The 18,703-nt window shown below is 58.4% G+C and carries 17 protein-coding genes and 2 pseudogenes; 7 read left to right on the plus strand and 12 right to left on the minus strand.

The features are described from left to right. Window positions 1–275 precede the first annotated feature (275 nt). Window positions 276–416 carry an integrase core domain-containing protein gene (locus J2W40_RS20625; RefSeq protein WP_409050411.1) on the plus strand — a complete coding sequence of 47 codons (141 nt, stop codon included), beginning with the start codon at window positions 276–278 and terminating at the stop codon, window positions 414–416. Between the two features lie 216 nt (window positions 417–632). Here J2W40_RS20625 and J2W40_RS19500 read toward each other — a convergent pair whose 3' ends face one another. The 5 genes from J2W40_RS19500 to J2W40_RS19520 form a co-directional block, all read right to left on the minus strand. After that, window positions 633–2,057: an aromatic ring-hydroxylating oxygenase subunit alpha gene (locus J2W40_RS19500; RefSeq protein WP_310227631.1), complete on the minus strand. Its 1,425-nt coding sequence runs from the start codon at window positions 2,055–2,057 to the stop codon at window positions 633–635. A 72-nt stretch (window positions 2,058–2,129) separates the two neighbouring features. Further along, on the minus strand, window positions 2,130–2,369 hold the full coding sequence (locus J2W40_RS19505) for a hypothetical protein (protein ID WP_310227632.1): 240 nt from the start codon (window positions 2,367–2,369) through the stop codon (window positions 2,130–2,132). A 47-nt stretch (window positions 2,370–2,416) separates the two neighbouring features. Then, window positions 2,417–3,487, minus strand: a complete 1,071-nt coding sequence (locus J2W40_RS19510) for an amidohydrolase family protein (protein WP_310227633.1) — start codon at window positions 3,485–3,487, stop codon at window positions 2,417–2,419. A 5-nt stretch (window positions 3,488–3,492) separates the two neighbouring features. Then, complete coding sequence (locus tag J2W40_RS19515; RefSeq protein ID WP_310227634.1) at window positions 3,493–4,338, minus strand: alpha/beta fold hydrolase; 846 nt, start codon at window positions 4,336–4,338, stop codon at window positions 3,493–3,495. A 12-nt stretch (window positions 4,339–4,350) separates the two neighbouring features. Then, window positions 4,351–5,400: a VOC family protein gene (locus J2W40_RS19520; protein ID WP_310227635.1), complete on the minus strand. Its 1,050-nt coding sequence runs from the start codon at window positions 5,398–5,400 to the stop codon at window positions 4,351–4,353. 373 nt (window positions 5,401–5,773) lie between these two features. Here J2W40_RS19520 and J2W40_RS19525 point away from each other — a divergent pair, with 373 nt between their 5' ends. Then, window positions 5,774–6,520, plus strand: coding sequence for an SDR family NAD(P)-dependent oxidoreductase (locus J2W40_RS19525; RefSeq protein ID WP_310227636.1), 747 nt, complete (start codon window positions 5,774–5,776; stop codon window positions 6,518–6,520). 921 nt (window positions 6,521–7,441) lie between these two features. Here J2W40_RS19525 and J2W40_RS19530 read toward each other — a convergent pair. The 4 genes from J2W40_RS19530 to J2W40_RS19545 are packed head-to-tail and all read right to left on the minus strand — an operon-like array spanning window position 7,442 to window position 10,160. Then, window positions 7,442–7,759 (minus strand): 2Fe-2S iron-sulfur cluster-binding protein, encoded by a 318-nt coding sequence (locus J2W40_RS19530; protein WP_310227637.1) that lies wholly within the window; start codon window positions 7,757–7,759, stop codon window positions 7,442–7,444. Beyond that, a complete protein-coding gene (fghA, locus tag J2W40_RS19535) occupies window positions 7,759–8,616 on the minus strand; it encodes an S-formylglutathione hydrolase (protein WP_310227638.1) in 858 nt (285 codons plus the stop codon). The genes J2W40_RS19530 and fghA overlap by 1 nt, the downstream gene beginning before the upstream one ends. 6 nt (window positions 8,617–8,622) lie before the next feature. Then, a complete protein-coding gene (locus J2W40_RS19540) occupies window positions 8,623–9,018 on the minus strand; it encodes a VOC family protein (RefSeq protein ID WP_310227639.1) in 396 nt (131 codons plus the stop codon). Window positions 9,019–9,047: 29 nt separating this feature from the next. Continuing rightward, window positions 9,048–10,160 carry an S-(hydroxymethyl)glutathione dehydrogenase/class III alcohol dehydrogenase gene (locus J2W40_RS19545; protein ID WP_310227640.1) on the minus strand — a complete coding sequence of 371 codons (1,113 nt, stop codon included), beginning with the start codon at window positions 10,158–10,160 and terminating at the stop codon, window positions 9,048–9,050. 207 nt (window positions 10,161–10,367) lie between these two features. On the opposite strand from J2W40_RS19545, the gene J2W40_RS19550 reads away from it, so the two are divergent. After that, window positions 10,368–11,246 carry a LysR family transcriptional regulator gene (locus J2W40_RS19550; RefSeq protein ID WP_310227641.1) on the plus strand — a complete coding sequence of 293 codons (879 nt, stop codon included), beginning with the start codon at window positions 10,368–10,370 and terminating at the stop codon, window positions 11,244–11,246. A gap of 207 nt (window positions 11,247–11,453) precedes the next feature. On the opposite strand, the pseudogene J2W40_RS19555 reads toward J2W40_RS19550, so the two are convergent. Both J2W40_RS19555 and J2W40_RS20630 read right to left on the minus strand, forming a co-directional pair. Further along, window positions 11,454–12,083, minus strand: a pseudogene (locus J2W40_RS19555) (IS701 family transposase); the annotation flags it as partial. Window positions 12,084–12,168: 85 nt separating this feature from the next. Next, window positions 12,169–12,965, minus strand: a pseudogene (locus J2W40_RS20630) (IS5 family transposase). Window positions 12,966–13,186: 221 nt separating this feature from the next. On the opposite strand from J2W40_RS20630, the gene J2W40_RS19570 reads away from it, so the two are divergent. After that, window positions 13,187–13,312, plus strand: a complete 126-nt coding sequence (locus J2W40_RS19570) for a hypothetical protein (RefSeq protein WP_310227643.1) — start codon at window positions 13,187–13,189, stop codon at window positions 13,310–13,312. 105 nt (window positions 13,313–13,417) lie between these two features. Here the strand turns inward: J2W40_RS19570 and J2W40_RS19575 are convergent, their stop codons facing one another. Beyond that, window positions 13,418–13,561, minus strand: coding sequence for a hypothetical protein (locus tag J2W40_RS19575; protein ID WP_310227644.1), 144 nt, complete (start codon window positions 13,559–13,561; stop codon window positions 13,418–13,420). An 898-nt stretch (window positions 13,562–14,459) separates the two neighbouring features. On the opposite strand from J2W40_RS19575, the gene J2W40_RS19580 reads away from it, so the two are divergent. The 3 genes from J2W40_RS19580 to J2W40_RS19590 all read left to right on the plus strand — a co-directional run bounded on the left by J2W40_RS19580 (window position 14,460) and on the right by J2W40_RS19590 (window position 18,677). Further along, on the plus strand, window positions 14,460–15,038 hold the full coding sequence (locus J2W40_RS19580; protein ID WP_310227645.1) for an RNA polymerase sigma factor: 579 nt from the start codon (window positions 14,460–14,462) through the stop codon (window positions 15,036–15,038). Beyond that, window positions 15,031–16,044, plus strand: coding sequence for a FecR family protein (locus J2W40_RS19585; protein ID WP_310227646.1), 1,014 nt, complete (start codon window positions 15,031–15,033; stop codon window positions 16,042–16,044). Before J2W40_RS19580 ends, J2W40_RS19585 begins: the two co-directional genes overlap by 8 nt. Window positions 16,045–16,118: 74 nt before the next feature. Next, a complete protein-coding gene (locus tag J2W40_RS19590; protein WP_310227647.1) occupies window positions 16,119–18,677 on the plus strand; it encodes a TonB-dependent receptor in 2,559 nt (852 codons plus the stop codon). The last annotated feature ends 26 nt before the right edge of the window (window positions 18,678–18,703 follow it).

Consider the following 18,703-nt stretch of genomic DNA (forward strand, 5'->3'; position numbering starts at 1 on the left):
TGCCCGCTGGGATGAACTCATGCCGTGGAACTGGCGGCCCGATCAGCAACCGATCGCCGCAGCCGCCTGATCTGCGGTCTCCAGCCCACGCTTACGAACAAAGCCGGGCACGCTCCAGCTCTATCTCATTAAATTGTCCCGCCTTGGTGGCTACCTCGCGAGGACATCCGACCCACCGCCTGGAAACAACGTTGTCTGGCGAGGCCTACGCCGCCTCGTCGATATCCAGATCGGTGCGGAGCTCGCCACTTATGGATAATCGCAAGCCTCGCCGGATGGGTACGTCATTGTACGACGCCAGAACCAGGATTGAGGCGTGGCGGACGGGCTTGAATGAAGCCAGACCTCACACATCCCTGGGGTTCATGACGCCTGCCGGATTTTCTTCATCGGCCAGGGTTAACCCCGGCCGATGAAGTGCCGCATCTCTCGTTCTCGGCAGAGGAAAATCCGAGACAGGTTCACTTTCGGGTGACAACATCATTCACAAGCAGCGCTGAGGAACCGAAAGATTTCTCGTCATGGTCGAGGAATTGCATTGCATCGCCACATGCGACAAGAATTTCGCCATATGCTTACTCAGCTGCGTGAATCTCGCCAGCGTCATGTTCATGGCTACAAGGATTAATTTGTCACTGCGGTCTCAGCGCCGCAATCTCCTGATCGGCCGAAAGGCCAAGGGCCTCTTCGTAACGGGCGAAGAAATGCCTGATGACTGATTCAAGCGCCCGTGCAAATCGCACTTTCCCGGACTTGCTGTTCCTCATACCCAACGTGATCCCACGCATGTTACCGCTGTCCTGCGAGATGAACACGCCAAAGCTGCCAAGAGCTTCAATGTCACTGAAATCCTGCTCTTCGTTGAGAAGAAAGGGCTTAGGCGGATTGGCCGGTTCGGTTCCTGCAGGGATGCGGCGCAGGAGCAGGATTTCCATCGTGGATTTGTCTGGATCCGAGGCATGGGGCCGGAACACGTAGATTGGGCGATTCAGCGGGCCTTGGAAAGTGACGTTGAAGTTGGGAAATAGAACAGGATAAAACGTATCGATCATGTCCGCGTCACACGCCTGATCGACCTGCTCCCCCATAATAGGGCGCGCCATTTCACGCGCGCGCTGCGCGAACGCGGTTCTGGCCGTCGTGCCTTCCGGAAGGACGAGCTCAGGAACGTCTTCGTCATCCCAGACGTCATTCATGACCCGGAAAATCTGCATTTCGGTCGGAGTATTGGAGACATAATCGCTGGTCACCCCAGTTGCTGCAAAGCCGAAAGCGACGTTGCCTGAAGATCCGAAGCCCGAGCATCGTTCACCGGCCGCCGAAATGGAATATTGCGGATGGGTCGTGAGGACATGGTATGCCTCGCAGAAAGCCTGATGCAGAGCCTTCCAGTTCGTCGGAAACTCCTTGATGATGTGCGCTACGGTTTCGTATTCATCAATGGGATTTGGCGGAATTATATCTTCGAAAATCCCGATATATTCTTTAAAGGAGTTTGCACTGAGGTCGGGATTTACGAAGACGCATCCCTGCCAGACCGCCACCTGAATTTCTGGCAGATTGAAATTCTTTGGATCGATGTGCGGGAATTCCTCCGGATACGGAATCAAGACGCTCTCGCCTTTCAAGTTCCACGTAAATCCATGGAACGGGCACTGCAGCCTGTCGATGCGGCCGGCGCATTGACGCAGCGGAACGCCGCGATGCAGGCACGAATTCCAATAGCCCTTGATTTCCTCTGCGCTCGTCCGAACCAGAACGAAGCTGAGGGTGGCGATATTATAGACGAAGGTATCGCCCACTTCCTTGAGCTGGTCGGCCCTGCATGCGAACTGCCAGGTACGTTTCCATATCCCTTCGACCTCCAGTTTCATGATTTCTGGATCGAGATACCAACGCACCGGCACTTCGACGGGTCCTTCAAGCGCAGTAACTTCCAGCCGCCGCTTGAGATGGGCGGGAATCGCATGGTCGTCACTATCCAGCAATTCCTGATAAGTTTGCGCCTGTGTATCGTGGGAATGGCGTCCGAATATGGTCTTTGGGGCCGTAGCCATTGCGCTCTCCTTGATAGTTGCCCGATCGCCACCGCGCTTTCGGGTCGATATTATGCCTTGAAGATTTGAGTATTAGACGCGGCGGAAATAACTTTTGCGATCACTGAACGAAACCCAACGGCACATTTCAGTGTCGGCAGTTCGCCGTTCGCCGGAAATCCATTCGCCAGAGCGCGTAAATACGCCGGTCTTGCCGTTTTTCCCGACGACGAGAACGGTCCCGTCGCCATTGTCATGATATTCGGTTCCGCTCAGGGCGTGCCGCAACATTGGCATATCAAACCTCCCAATAATGCTCAGAATTTCCCACATGCATTCAGACTATACATCAATCCGCAAAACCTCAGCCAGCGGGGTAGTCAAAGTCCAAATAGTTTCTCTGCGTTTTTGTACATCATCTTTGCCAAATCTTCCTGATCTACGTCCAAGCTCTCGAGAAAGGCTCGCGTGCCGTTTAGCGTCAGGACGGGATAATCGACGGACCAAATGATCCGATCGGCACCGATCACTTTGTAGATGAACTCGAAGTGAGGAAGATCGAACATGCCACTCGGGCTCACCCAGACATGGCTCTTATAAGTTTCCGTTATGGACCGCGACAGCCCGGTCTGGGCCTTCGGTATCATATCATCCAGCCGCGCAAGGAAGAAGGGCACCATTTCGCCCCAATGCCCGCTGATCACCTGCAAGTTACGATACTTGTCGAACGTGCCGGACAAGATAAGTCTGAGCGGCTGAATTCCCGCTTCAAGGTGCCAACCGAATCCGGATAGCGATAACCACGCGCTTACTTCAGGATCAAGCCGGTCATAATACGCCTTCTGAACATCTGGGGCCGGATGGCCGGGGTGAATGAACAGAGGGACCCGAATTTCATCCAGCTTGGCCAAGATGGGTTCGTAGGCCGGATCGTCAGCAAAAACATTGCCCGGACCTGGCCTGCCGTACAAGAGAACGCCCTTCAATCCGAGCTGCTTGACAGCGCGTTCGAGTTCCACGACCGCTGCCTCCGCATTCTGCCACGGCAAAGTAGCGAAGCCGGCAAACCGGTCTGGGTTTTTAGCAATTGCGCGGGCGATGCGATCGTTCTCGCTCCGCGCAAGTTCGGTGGCCTGATCCTTTGGTGCAAGTTGGATAGCATCTACGCAGGAGATCACCTGCATGTCGATCCCGTGGGTATCCATGTCCTTTAGCCGTACTTCGCCGATCTCCAGCATACGTTCATACGCTTCGGGCATGTAGATACGGGTGGGCCGATCCGACTTTGTCGGGATAGGGACGGCTTTGGACATCAGCGCGAAATAGGGCGCCTCCTCCAGCACGCGGGGCATCGTCACTTTCCCGTTCTCTGAGCCAGAGGTATGTTCCTCAATACAAATCAATTTCATGTCATTCCCCTCGGCCTGCTGCAGAAGGCCATCAACGATCATTCTTATCAGGACGAGACATTCTCGGCCTGCTCTCCCCATTTGACCAGATCGGTCAATTCGCGATTGAACCGATCGGCTTGTTCGAGAAAAGGCGCATGGCCGACATGGTCATACAGGCTCGCCGTAGCGCCTGGTATCGTGTTAAGGATGACGTCTGCCATCGCGGGCAGGACAATCTTATCCTCCATGCCCTGCGAAACAAGAACGGGCACATTCAAGCGGGACATTTCCGGTCGAAAATCGAGTTCGCGCTGAGCTAGAAAACCGCGGACCCGAGGCTTCACCATCATATTGAACGCAATGACTGTTTCAAATACGTCGCGGCCGACGTCGACAGAAAAACAGCCATGAAGGAAATTCAATATGGCCTGAATTGAAATTGAGGGATCTTCACTGGCGGCAAGCGGTGCATTGGTGAGGAACACATCGCCAAGCAGATGGAGTTCGTCGCCCTTCAGGACGACTGCTGCACCTACGAAATTGATCCCGCCAATACGTTCACTGCCATACTTGCGGACATAATCCATGATGACAAATCCACCATAGGACCAACCTACCAGTACCGGCCTGTGGAGGTCGAGCGCGTCGATGACAGCTGAAACGTCGTCCGCCCACTCGTCGCCATCGACGTAGCTTTCGGCCTGGGAGGGCGCATCCGAATTGCCGTGGCCGCGCAAGTCGAATGCGACCAGGCGAAATTGCTCGGCAAGCTCGCTTTCAAACTGCTTAGCCCAGCAAAGATGATTCTGAGACCATCCGTGGATCAGCAGAATTGGCCTGCCCGCAGGGTTTCCCCACTCTTGAACGTGAAGGAAGACCCCGCCGCCGCCGACTACTTTATGAACGGACATACTCCACTCCCCTTATGCGACGGTGTCGACATCGACCTCTGAGCTTGGGAACGATCGCTGTGTATCATGTGCGGCTGCGATTGCCTGACTAGGCTTGGGACCACCGTCTGCAAACGCGACCTCCCATTCAGGACCTGCCCGCCAGAAATCCGGCATGTGGTGCATCCAGTGTGCCAGCCCGAACGGGATATGAAAATCTCGTGGTACCCAGCTTGCATCAATGGCGTCCGCATCCGCGCCATATTCGGCCTCGCCGCCAGCTGGGCAGTCGAAATAGAGGAAGAGCGCCGAGGCAATCCTATGACGACCAAGCCCAGCTGAAGCGGATTCCCACCCACATCGTTCCATATGATTCTTGCCGATCATGATCTCATCGAGATCGGTGACGGTGAAGTTCGTGTGATGAAAGCGCAGTTGACCATCATTCCCGGGGAACGGCGCGCGCGCATTTAGAACGAAAAAGTTGTGATGATCGGTGGTCCCGTCGCACCGCAGATACATCCCGAGATCGCGCTGCTTGTCGCTCAACGTGAAGCCGAGGCGATCGATCATGAAACGAATGCATTCCTTGTAATCTGGCACAGCATAGACAACGTGGCACAGGTATTTCGGCCGAGCGCGACTGATCCATTTGCGATGGACATTCATCCGCTTGATGTTGCCGGGCGAATTTATAGGATCGACGCTGGTCACCACGCGCTGCTTCTCATGCCAGTGACGCAGCCCCATGACGATACCGCCATCTGCTACAAACCGATGTATGCCATCGGCCTCGACAGTGACTTCCCGATCTATCGCGACGCGGTCGACAATACGGTCGAGATGTTCCTTTGTATCCACACCCCAAACCACCTGATGCACGCCGGGGCCTATCACCTGCGAAGCGGGCACCGGGTCCGCAGCACGCGAGCGCAGGATCACCCGACTATTGTCGGGCAGCTCAAACTTGGTTGTCGCGCTGTCTTGCTGGTAGATATTCAGTCCGAAATCTTCAAAGAAGCGCGACGCACGTACAAGGTCATCGACACAGTAGATTAGTCGCTCAATCCCGATGATCGCCATAACGCCTCTTGCCTTCATAACACTCTCTGCCTCGCACAGACTTAGCGAGCTTTCTCGAACAAGAAAAATTAGGCTTGCTTATCTGAGGTATGCGCCAGGAGAATTTTGCCTTTTCGCGCATTTCAAGAAGGCTGCGGCAGTTCCACGCTTGACCGGGGCGCTATGAAGAGGTGTAAGTATCATGGCGAGGTAGGAGCCAGTCTGCGCAATCGACCGAACTGACTGCGTCTTGCGGTGGTCCGATATGCGGTCCGGGCGAGGAGCAAACATATCACTTTGCGCCGATAATGAGGCGCTACAAGATACAGAACGTCGGAATAGGCGCCGACATCGTGGCCCTGCCCGGACGCGAACATTCACTAAGGTTTATGCAATGAAGCGTCTTGAGGGAAAGAAGGCAGTCGTTCTGGGTGTCACAGGTCCAAACAATATGGGCCAGGCGATCGTTCGACGCATGATGGCGGAGGGAGCAAGGGTAATCGTCGCTGGACGTGGCCAGCCCGTACTAGAGGAATATGCTTCGAGCATCGGCACCATGGGAGTGGTCTGCGACATTACCGATCCGGCGCAACTCCGGCGGCTCTTTGCGGACGCAGGCGAGGGCGTTTCCATTGCCGTGAATGCATCCGGCCTTAATCACGTCGAACCTTTCATGTCCACGACGATCGACGACATGCGCTTGCTATCGGACGTACACTTCGTGGGCGCGATGCTTTTTACCCAGGCTGCCGCTGCGGTCATGCGCCCGGGCGGATCCATCATCCACATCTCCTCCGTCTCGGCACGGGCACTAATGACAAACCATGCGGTCTACATCGCCACGAAAGCGGCAGGAGAGGCGATGGTGCGCGCCGCGGCGCTGGAACTCGGCGCCATGGGCATACGTGTCAACAGCTTAGCCCCGTCGCTGGTTCGCACACCCATGACCGAATCGGTGTTCAAGGAAGCTGACCTGATCCGTAAGATTGAGCGGATCAATCCACTAGGGCGCCTTGGTACATTGGATGAAATCGCGGCCGCCGCTGTTTGGCTAGCCACCGATGAATGCTTTATGACCGGAGAAGCAGTCCAGGTAAATGGCGGCATGGGACTACATGCGATTCACCTTCCGGGCGAATGAAGACGGTTAATATAGGCCTGTTCTGAACGTAAAAGTAGGATGCGTTGCAGTGGGCCCACAGTCGCAATCATGCCTGCGCCTGGCTCCTACCCCGTTAAATTAAATCGTTCTGACTTCGTAAAAATGAGGCTGGACATAGACGGATTTGTTGGGTGACTTGATACCTATATCACGTCACACACTGCCGAAGGACAGGGTTGAAGGCAGTCATCTTCCCTTTTGACGACGACAGCGGGCGATTCTGCGGTTTCGACAGATGGGAGGCATTACAGTAGTTTGCGTTCGTTCATGCTAACGTCCACAATCACTTCTCAATCGAACGCCATCTCTTAGATCAACAGACGTACAAAGCAAGACGCTCAGAGGCTTTCGCTGAGTGGCAACCTTTCGTAAGCTAGCCCCAGCCACCAAAGACATAAATTCAGCAGCCGGGGGAGCGGTATGCGGTTGTTCAGGAGCACCGTTAAAATGTGACGGTTCGGCCCAAAATGCATAGCCGACGTCTACGGTCCGTCCGCTATCATGAGGCTTGTGCGATCCAGTCCGCGAGATTGTAATGATTGGTGACCCCGCGGAATGAGACCACTGCGAAAAGCGAAAAATGACCCGACGCGCAACTGGTAGCTCTGGCCGCGAGCGGCCGGCAGACCGTCGTCCGTTGCAAGATATGCGTCCGTCAGCATGAATTCAGCCGCGCCTCGTGCGCCATCTGCCGAAACGAAAAAGACGGGTTGGAGAACCTCTATAGCAGCAGTTCATATGATCAAGGAAGGCGGCGCAAGCTTCCTTGTCTTCTCGTCGCGCCCCTTGGGACGGTCCATAGACGACATCTTTAGACAAGAAGCTCAGCATCGCGGCGCTGTATCCGCGATTAAACGCCGAATAACATCGTTCTAGCAGTTCAGCGCTCATGGATGTCCTTCAATCTTCCGGTGCGATGATAACTCTCAGGCCATCGAGATCCTTGGTCAGTTGGATCTGACACGACAAGCGTGAATTCGGCGTGCGATGATCGCCGCTGTCCAAGAGGTCGTTTTCATCTCCGCTCAACGGCGACAAAGCGCCTGCGCTACTCGAGTCTACGTAGACGTGACACGTCGCGCAGGAGCAGCAGCCACCGCATAAGGCGAGTAACTCGTCCATGCCATTGTCGCGGATGACTTCCATCAGCGACAATCCTTCTGCCGCCGCAATCGATCGCGCATTACCGCTGCGATCCGTAACGAATATCTCGATCATCACTTTATCCGATGCTGCAGCCGTTCCGCGTGCCATTGCAAGTGATCGGCCATGAATGAGGAAATAAAATAATAACTATGATCATAGCCCGGTTGCAGGCGCAACGTCAGCGGAATGCCCGCCTCTTCGCACGCCTCCACCAAGAGCTGCGGTTTCAACTGCTCGGCAAGGAAATTGTCCGCGTCGCCTTGATCGACAAGGATGTCCGCAACCCGCGCGCCGTCTTCGATCAATGCAATCGCGTCATGCTTGCGCCAGGTCAATATGTCATCTCCCAGATAGCCGGTGAGCGCCTTTTGACCCCACGGCACTTGCGAGGGCGCCACGATAGGCGAAAAAGCCGACACCGCCTTGTAGCGATCGGGAAAGGTAAGGCCGGCGGTCAGCGCGCCGTGACCACCCATTGAATGACCCATGATCGACTGGCGATCCATATCGGCCGGGAAATTTTGGCCAACCAGATCAGGAAGCTCTTGGGTGACATAGGACCACATCTTGTAATTGGCTGCAAATGGCGCCTGCGTTGCATCGACGTAGAAGCCTGCGCCCAGTCCGAAATCATAAGCCGCGTCCGCATCGTCCGCGACGCCTCCGCCGCGCGGCGATGTATCGGGCGCAACGAATATCAGGCCGAGTTCAGCGCACAGCGCCCGAAACTCTCCCTTTTCCGTGACATTGGCATGCGTGCAGGTCAACCCTGACAGATACCAGACAACCGGCATCTTCGCGCCTTGCGCATGAGCCGGCACGAACACGGAAAAGACCATGTCCGTGCCGACGGCGGCAGAATGGTGTTTGTACACACCCTGCACGCCGCCATGGCTGAGGTTCTGCGATACTGTTTCGAGAGCCTGCATCTGTATTTATTCGGTGAAGGTGTAAGCGCAGACCTTGTTACCGGCCGGATCGCGCAGATAACCGGCATAGGCGCCGGGCAGATGGCCGCGCGGACCGGCCGCGCCTTCATCCGTGCCGCCCGCCGCAAGGCCGGCTGCATGGAAAGCGTCTACTTCTGCGGGGGTCGCAGCCGCAAAGCCCAAGGTTACGCCGTTGCTGCTCGGCGCGCCGCCATTGCCCGGCGTCATTACGAGCAACGCTGGCTTATCCTTGCCATAAAGAACGATCGTATCCCCGAACGGACCCATGTTCTTGATGCCCAGCGGCGCCAGGGTTGCGTCGTAGAACTTCACCGATGCGTCCAGATCCGTCGCACCCAAGGTGGCATGCGAGAACACGCCGTCGCCAGAGATAACCGCCATCACATTCTCCTTCTCAAAAATTCCGTTGCTTAAAAAACGACGACGCTTCGGATGCTCTTGCCCTCGTGCATCAGCGTGAATGCCGTATTGATGTCTTCCAGACCCATGACATGGGTGATCATGGGGTCGATCTCGATCTTGCCGCTCATGTACATGTCGACGATCTTGGGAACGTCGGTGCGGCCCTTGGCGCCGCCGAAGGCCGTGCCGCGCCAGTTGCGGCCGGTGACGAGCTGGAACGGGCGCGTGGCGATCTCCTTGCCAGCTTCCGCAACGCCTATGATGATGCTGGTGCCCCAGCCGCGATGGCACGCCTCCAGCGCCGTGCGCATCACTTCGGTGTTGCCGGTGGCGTCGAACGTATAGTCGGCGCCGCCATCGGTCATCTCCACGATCTTTGCGACGGTCTCTTCACGCGACAGACCTCTGGAATTGAGGAAATCGGTCATGCCGAACTTACGGCCCCATTCCTCACGGTCGGGGTTGATGTCAACACCCACGATTTTGCCAGCGCCAGCGAGCCGCGCGCCTTGGATGACGTTGAGGCCGATGCCGCCCAGGCCGAAAACGACGACATTGTCGCCGACCTGAACCTTGGCGGTATTGATGACTGCGCCGACACCCGTCGTCACGCCGCAGCCGATATAGCAGCTCGCCTGAAACGGAGCGTCCTCGCGGATCTTGGCGAGCGCGATTTCGGGCAACACGGTGAAGTTGGAGAAGGTCGAGCAGCCCATATAATGGAAGATGGGTTGGCCGTTGTAGGAAAAACGGGTCGTGCCGTCGGGCATCAGGCCCTTGCCCTGGGTCGCGCGGATCGCCGTGCAAAGGTTTGTCTTGCCCGAGAGGCAGGACTTACACTGGCGACATTCGGGCGTGTAAAGCGGAATGACATGATCGTCCGGCTTTACCGAAGTAACGCCCGGACCGACATCGCGTACGATGCCTGCCCCCTCATGGCCTAATATCGAAGGGAAAATGCCCTCGCTGTCGAAGCCGTCGAGCGTGTAGGCGTCGGTATGGCAAATGCCCGTCGCCATGATTTCGACCAGCACTTCGCCAGCCCTCGGGCCTTCGAGATTCACTTCGACGATTTCGAGAGGTTTCTTGGCTTCAAAAGCGACAGCAGCGCGAGTCTTCATAGGGAATCCTTCATAAAATCATCAGAGGGTGACCTCGATCCTCGCATAGCGACCGCGGGTATCGAGCGCCCGTCGCGGAATCGTGCGAGCTACTGGATCACCTCCGCATGAACCCCTCCATTCGGTTACAGCTTCCCGCTTATCATTGGCCCAAGGATGCGTTAATATGGTTATTTGTAAAAAGACTATTTCCTGAAGGGGATAATAATGTCGAAGTGGGATGGCATCGACGAATTCATCGCCGTCGCGACGACCAACTCATTCACCCGAGCCGCGAAATCGATCGGCATGTCGCCCACCCATGTGAGCCGAGCCATCATGATGCTCGAACAGCGCGTGCAGGCCCAATTATTCAACCGCACCACGCGCACCGTTAAGCTAACCGATACCGGCCGCATCTTTTTCGAACGATGTGAAAGAATCGCACAAGAGCGCGACGAGGCAATCGCATTGGTCGGAGAACAGGGAGAGCCGCAAGGCGAACTCCGTGTCACATGTTCGACAGCCCTGGGGGAGCGCTTTGTAGCACCTATCATCAGGCGTTTCGCCACACCACATCCGAAACTCGGCATCACGATCGATCTTTCCAATCGTATCGTGGACCTGATCGCAGAGGGCTATGATCTCGGCATCAGGACTGGCCATGTGACCGATGCCCGCCTTATCTCCACGCAAGTCGCATCGCGCAGGCTTTATGCCTGTGCCGCTCCGGATTATCTGGCAAGGGCGGGCCTCCCCAAATGTGTCGACGACCTTGCGCAGCATCTGTGCATTGTCGGAACCAGTTCGACTTGGCATTTCCGCGAAGCGGGTAGCGACCGGCTGTATCATCCCAAGGGCCGCTTCCAATGCAATAGCGGTCAAGCGGTCATCGAGGCCTGCGTCGCCGGGATTGGGGTCTGCCAATTACCAGAATTCTATGTTTTGCCTTATCTCAAGCACGGTATGGTTCGTCTGATCCTGGAGGATTTGCAGCCGCCTGATGAGCCAATATGGGCAGTTTATCCGCAGCGCCGCCATCTACTTCCCAAAATCCAGCAGGTGGTCCAGTGCCTACAACTCGAGCTTGTCACGGCGATGAGCTGAGCTGAACTCTTTTACTTATCAATTTCAAGGCATCCAAAACTTCGAATTACCTTTGTAATCCCACTTTTGAGTTTATATGAGAGCGTTGAGCAGCGGCTTGATGCGCTCGTCTCCAACATCAAGCGATGATGCAGGCGGGCCGGATACGACGCTGAGCAAGCTTGTTGGCGATCCGCCGACCTTCCTGGATCGACCAGGGGAACAGGTCCTGATGGTCGGGATCCTCGCTCTTATTGGGGGCGTCGCTTCGTTGGCGCAGTAACGGATCACGGCCATCATGGCGAAGGCGAGCATCACGAGCGAGAGGTGCAGTTGCCAACCATGCCATGACCGGGTTTCGTTGTGATCGAGGCCCGGCTCGTTTTTGGCGGTATCGAAGCTGTCTTCGATTGTCCAGCGATGACCTTCGACGGACACAAGCGTCTGGATGGCCGTGCCGGCTGGACACCATGCCGTGAAGAAGGCGAGGTCGCCATCGCTAATGTTGCGGCGGATCAGCAGCCAGCGCGTCTAAAGACCCGATTTGGTCTCGTCATATTCGTCGGCGTCGAGATCGGCGAGTGCGCAATAGGCCCAGTCATAAAGCCGTGCGCCTTTGGTTCCTTCGCCGGCGGAGAGGCGTTGCCATGCATCGGGGGCAAGAGCATGAGCGATCTCCTCCGCCTGGCCGGCAACCATGGGTTTCCCCGGCCAGGAGCCGACGTGATGATCGGATTTGACGCCGAGAACATAGCTTTTGCAGGCACGCCGTAACGCGCTTTCAATGTCGCCGACGCCAAACACCGCATCTGCTGCCACCCATGAAAAGGGCATATCCGCTGCCAGCGCACGCTGGATGGGGCCCAAAATCATGATAATGGGTCCGAACCATAGATAGAAATGACACCATTTAAAGCAGCGGGGGCTGCGCGGAGCCATCAGCCTAGGTTTCGTAGACAAAGGGTATCCATTGCAGAACTGACACGAGGCTGACGAAGCCGAGGTAGGACTCTTTGGTCTTATCATAACGCGTGGCGATACGCCGCCAGTTCTTGAGTTTGTTGAAAAGGCGCTCGACGAGGTTGCGCCAGCGGTATTTTTCGCGGTCGTGCGGGATGGGTTCGCGTCGGTTGCTCTTGGCCGGGATGACGGCTTCAACTTCAGCATTCGCCAACTCTTCACGGATGGCGTCGGCATCATATCCCTTGTCGGCCAGTAGCGCCTCGACCTTGTCGGCGATCATGCGGAACAGCGGGCCGAATCCTTGAATATCGTGGGCTTGCCCTGGCGTTAGAACGAAGCCGAGCGGGCGACCTTTGGCGTCACACCGCGCGTGGAGTTTGGTGCTGAAGCCGCCGCGCGATCGGCCAAGCGCCTCGGTTTCCTGAGTCCCTTTTTTATGCCGACTGCACAATGATGTGCCCGGACGACGGTGCTGTCGATCATATCGGCGCTGGCATCTCGCTCCACCATTTCGGCAAGCGTTTCGAGCATGGCCTCAAACATGCCAGTCGTCACCCATCGCCGATAACGGCGGAAAACGCTGTTCCACTTGCCATATTCGTCTGGCAGGTGTCGCCATTGCGAGCCTGTCCGGGCGATCCACATCATCCCTTCGAAATACTGTCGGTTATCCTGCGAGGGCCGGCAGCCGCGACCATGCTCAGGCGGTAACAGCGGGCCGATGATTGCCCATTCCGCATCCGACAACCCGATCCGCTCGCCCAACGCTACCTCCAAAAGTCAGCCTTGAATCAAGCAGCGAGTCTACTGTCAACCTTTGTCCACGAAACCTAGCGCAGCGCAGCCCCTGCTGATGCGCTGGCCTGGGGTGGTGAACCATGGACCCGCTGCCCTGCAGTGGGCCCGGTCATGGCCTGTGCGCGAACCTGAGGGTGCCGCGTTCGCGCAACTCCGCTTCGCTCAGCCTGGGACCGCGCTTGAGCATTGACCCACCCAGTGTGCGGCGATCGATCTTCGCGGGTGGTTCCGGCTCGGAACATGTGCATGGGCTGGTCACGGCGGGCAGGGGCGTCATTGTTGCGCTTGCGATGATGCGGCATGATCGCCTGCATCTGCCGGGCTAGCAGCAACGCCGCGTCCAGATGCTTATTCTCGACAATGGCAGGCTGGTTCACCTGCCGCATCTTGTCGAACTGACGATAAGGCAGGACATGGCCCTCATGCTCGATCTACAGTCGGCCGTCGGGATATTCACAGACCGTCACCCGCTTGCGCGCCAGATCCAAGCTGACATCGTTCGGCTCCAGAATGAACATTGTCTTGTTGTAATGCAACGTCAACGCTGCGTTCCCGCCGAGGTCCAAGAGTGTCATCTCTATCTAGCAGAGGGGCGTCATTTCTTAATAGAATTTACAATATTAAGTTCGATAATATATGTTTATGCTAAGGATTGCTGCGGACGCAATTGAAGTGGACTTTCAGGTAGACTATTTTTTCTACGTCCCTTCCTGATTGATCGCTCTTTGTCTCGTCCACTAAAATCCTTGGGCATCGGAGCTTGAAGCACCTTATACGCATCGCCAGGCTTCGGCCGCTGTTGGCGAAAGCCGTCGTCTCAGCAGGCATATCGAAACGGTAAGAGAGTCCAAAGCCTCGTCATTTCTGGTAATTTGTGATTGGAAAAGTCAGTTTGAGTGAATGACGGCAAATTTTTCTCAAATCCGGATTGAAAAATTGGGTTTCGCGGAATGAGCGCCTGAAACACCGCAATTCCGACTGATCTTCTCAGCCTCCCGATCCGGCCGCGCGATTTTCCTCAAATGTTCTCTTGCGCCCGAACGAAAGCCCGCAGAAATCGAGGCGCGAAACGTTTGCGCATGATGATCCTGTTTTCGACATTGGGCAGTCGATGGGTGCCAGGGAAGCGGAGAAATTATCGTAGGCGGGATCGTGGTCGAACTCCCCCTCTCCATATACGCGCGCTTTGCAAATCGTCCCATCGGTATTGCTTCTCCGAATCAGGATGTTAGTCTTGTTCCGCGTCGCGAAGGCGGCGCCGAGGCTTGAGAACCTCGCTTGGGAAGAAATGGACCCGCCATCGACGCGGCCGGGTGGCCGACGCGCATGTCCAAGCCGCTTGCGGCCAAAGGCGTCGGCGCATGTCTCAAGCATGTTCTCTACACCCGGCTCTTGCCGGCATCGCCTCGCTCTTTGCACGGAGGCCATGCCGATGAAGAATGCAGCGCACAATAGCGCGGGTTGTGGGCCGAGATGTCGACCGCAATAGGCGCCGCGCGCTTGCCTTTGGACGACCGCGACCCGCTGCCGCCTGATCATGATCGGGTTTTACAGCCGCGAGACCTGCTTGGCGCGCTGTATCGGGCCGAGCGGCCGGCATTGCTGCGATTTCTGGCTCGCCGGACAGCGGATGATCGGGCCGAGGACATCGTCCAGCAGGTCTTTGCGCGCATGGCGGGCCAGACCCACGATCAATCCGCCGCGATCGCGTCGCCCGGCGCCTATCTCCGCCAGGCCGCCCGCAACCTTGTCCGTGACGATGCGCGGGCCGCCGAGCGGACCAGCTTGCACCTCCACATGTCGATCGAGGATGCGCCCGTGGCGGATGTCGATCCGATCGCGGCGCTCGAAGCCCGCGATCGGCTGGCGCGGATCGAGGCGGCGGTGCTACGGCTCAAGCCGCTGACCCGGCAGATTTTTCTCGCATGCCGTCTCGACGGCTATAGTTATGCTGAAATTGCCGAGCAGACCGGGCTGAGCATAAGGGGCGTCGAGAAGCAGATGAGCCGCGCGATCAAGCAACTGGGTAGGCACCTGCGCGATCATGACTGACCCCAAACGGCCCTCGATTCCGCGCAGCGTGCACGATGCGGCTGGCGCGTGGCTGGCCCGTCGGCAGGCGGGTGCCGATCCGGATGGCGAACGGGCCTTCCTTGCTTGGCTCAACGCCGACCCTCGGCATCGGACCGCCTATGACGAGGCGACGCGCGCCTGGCGCGATAGCGGGCTGCTGGCCGATAGCAAGGTGGGTCGCAGCCGCAAGCTTGTTCGCGCCCCGTTTCTGATGCGCCGCAGCACGCATGTGGGTGCCATGAGCCTGGGTGTTGCCGCCATCCTGGGCGTGGGGACTCTCGCCATGGTCCGGCACGACGGCCCCTTCGACCTCGTCTCCTCGGCCGACGCGGCCACCTATCGGACCATAGTCGGTGAAATCCGCATCGTTCGGCTGGAAGATGGTTCGACCCTGACGCTTGATACGTCGACCTTGGTCAGGGTCCGGTTCACCGATGATCGCCGTCGCCTCGAACTGGCGCAAGGGCGCGCGCGTTTTGGCGTCGCCAAGGATGGTCGACCTTTCAGTGTCGCCGTTTCGGGCGGGGAGATCATGGCGCGCCAGACGGTGTTCGACGTCAGCGTGGTCGGGGCGGAGCCGATCGTGTCGGCGATCGAGGGCGACGTCGCGTTGCAGAAGGTGGGCAGGAACGGCAGCGTTGCGACGCAATTGCTCGCGGCGGGCGAAGAAAGCAGCATGGGCGCACACGCCGCGCCACGCGCGCGCTCCCTGGCGGACGCCCGCTGGGTTTCGGGCATGGTGGCGCTCGACAAGACGCCGCTCGGCAGTGCGATCGCCGCCCTCAACCGCTATAATCACAGGCAGGTGCAACTGGGCGATCCGGCTCTCGCCCGTCTCTCCGTGACCGGCGCCTTCCGTGCGCAGAATCCCCAGCAGTTCGCTCAGGCTATCGCGACGATGTTCGGCCTTGCCGTCGATGCCTCGCATCCCGATCGCCTTATTCTGCAGCCCTCGCGCAAAAAATCACCTGCCGCCCGAAAATAACTGTCGGGTGCATTTCGCTGCGGTCGTCTCTCGCACAACCCGCCCTTTAGCGGCCTGGGGGGAGACAGACGACCATGACGATATTTGGGGACATACGGTTTTTTTCTGCGATCGCCACGGCCTCGATGACGGGCACGGCGATGGCGAGTGCGCCGGCCGAACAGATGGCAATCGACCTGCCAGCGCAACCGCTCGGTAGCGCGCTGAAGGCGCTGGCGCTGCAGTCTGGCAACACCATCCTCGCCAATGCACATCTGGTTGGCGATGTCCGTGCGCCAGCGCTCCACGGCCGCTATACGGTCGAGGATGCCTTGCTACGACTGCTCGAAGGTTCTGACCTAAACTTCGACCGGGTGGATGGCGGCTATGTCGTGCGCGCCGACGGCGGGCGTGACGACAGGCGAGCGGCAAGCGATGGTCGGGGGATCATCGTCACCGGTAGCCGGATTCGCGGGGCGCCGGGCGCTTCGCCCGTCACGATCCTAAGCGAAAAGGCGATCCGGGACAGCGGTCTGGCGGACCTGGGCGAGGTGGCACGCAGCCTGCCGCAGAGCTTTGGCGGCGGACAAAATCCGGGCGTGGGCTTCAACGTGCCGTCGAGCACGGGCGGCAATGTCGGTGGCGGATCGACCGTCAATCTGCGGGGCCTGGGCAGCGATGCGACGCTTACCATCTTGAATGGTCGGCGCGTGCCTTATGATTCGGCGCGACAGGGTGTCGATATTTCCGCGATTCCGCTGGCGGCGGTCGACCGGATCGAAATCGTCGCCGACGGCGCCTCGGCCATCTATGGATCCGACGCGGTCGGGGGTGTCGTCAACGTCATGCTCAAGCGCGATTATGACGGCGTCGAAACCCGTGCGCGCCTTGCTGGCGCGACCGACGGCGGCGATGTCGAGCAGCGCTACTCCATTCTCGCCGGTAGCCGTTGGCAGGGCGGCGGCGGGTTCATGGCGTATGAATATAATCGCAACACCGCGCTCCTGACCAATCAACGCGAATATGCGCGGGTACGGCCCAACGTGACCATCCTGCCGACCAGCCAGCGGCACGCGATCGTCGCCAGCGTCCACCAGGATATCACGGACACTCTGACGATCGAGGCGGATGCGCTCTATAATGATCGTGAGGGGGCGTTCACCTATCCGCTTAATGCAGCCGGGGACCTGGCCGTCAGCCGCACGCGGCAGACCTTCGACTCCAATATGCTCGCCCTCGCCAGCGCCGCGCGTCTGGCGCTTGGCCCCTGGCAGCTCAGCCTGTCGGGGACGTTCGGCAAGGGACGCACCTATTTTCAGGGCGACACTTTCCGGAACGACCAGTTCGCCAGCACCGCCTCCGGCCGCTACAACAACCAGACCGTCACCGGCGAAGTCGCCGCCGATGGCCCCTTGTTCGCGCTGCCGGGCGGACCGGCGAAACTCGCCATCGGGGCGGGCATCCGCGCCAATGATTTCGAGATTTTCAGGGGCGTGGGCAATATCAACAATGCCCGGCCGTCGCAGGACAGTCGCTACGCCTTTGGTGAACTGAACCTGCCGCTCGTCGGTCCGGACATGGGCCTGCCGCTTATACACCGGCTGAACCTGAGCGCGGCGCTGCGTTATGAGCGCTACCGCCAGATCGGCGATATCGTCACGCCCAAACTGGGCGTCATCTATGCGCCCAATGATGTCCTTGATCTCAAGGCGAGCTGGGGCAAGTCGTTCCGCGCGCCGAGTTTCATCCAGCTCTATTCGATCCAGCAGGCGCTGCTCTATCCGGTGACCACCTTTGGCGGGACCGGCTATCCGGCGGGGTCGACCGCGCTCTACCTGACCGGTGGCAATAGCGACCTCAAGCCGGAGCGGGCGCGCAGTTGGTCCGGGACGCTGGCGCTGCATCCCCCCGCATGGCCCGGCGCGTCGCTGGAGGTCAGCTATTTCTCGACGCGCTATGTCAACCGGATCGTGACGCCGATCCCGATCGCCTCGCAGGCGCTCAGCAATCCGGCGAATGGCGGACAGGTCACCCTCTCGCCGACCGCCGCGCAGCTGGCCGCTTTGGTCGCGGGCGCCGACCAGTTTCTCAATGCCACGTCGTCTGCCTATGATCCTTCAAAGGTCGTGGCGATTATCGACAATAGCAACGTCAATGCCGGCCGCCAGAGCATCAGCGGGATCGACGTGCAGGCCCGCTATCAGACAGCGCTCGCAGATGGGCGATTAAACCTGTCGGCGAGCGTGACCTATCTGGATAGCGAGCAACAGATATCGGCGGGCCAGCCGGTTCAGCGACTGGCCGGCACCCTGTTCAATCCGCCGCACTGGCGTGGGCGCGGAACAGCCAGCTGGGACAAGGGCGGCCTGGGCCTGGCGGTCACGCTCAGCCATATCGGCGGGGTCGATGATCAGCGGACGGCCTCTGCTGGGCGGGTCCGCAGCATGACCATAGCCGATGTCAGCGCGCGTTACCGGATCGAGGGCGACCACGGGCCGCTGGGCGGTGTCGAAGTGCGGCTCTCGATCCAGAATCTTTTCAACGTCGCGCCCGCAGTGATCGCGACCAGCCTCTATTATGACACGCCCTATGACTCGACCAACTATTCGCCGGTGGGTCGCTTCGTGGCGTTCGAGCTGGTCAAGAAATGGTAAGGGTGGCGCTTGGGAAGACGGGCCTT

The organism is Sphingobium xenophagum (assembly GCF_031457465.1).
GTDB classification, from domain to species: Bacteria; Pseudomonadota; Alphaproteobacteria; order Sphingomonadales; family Sphingomonadaceae; genus Sphingobium; species Sphingobium xenophagum_A.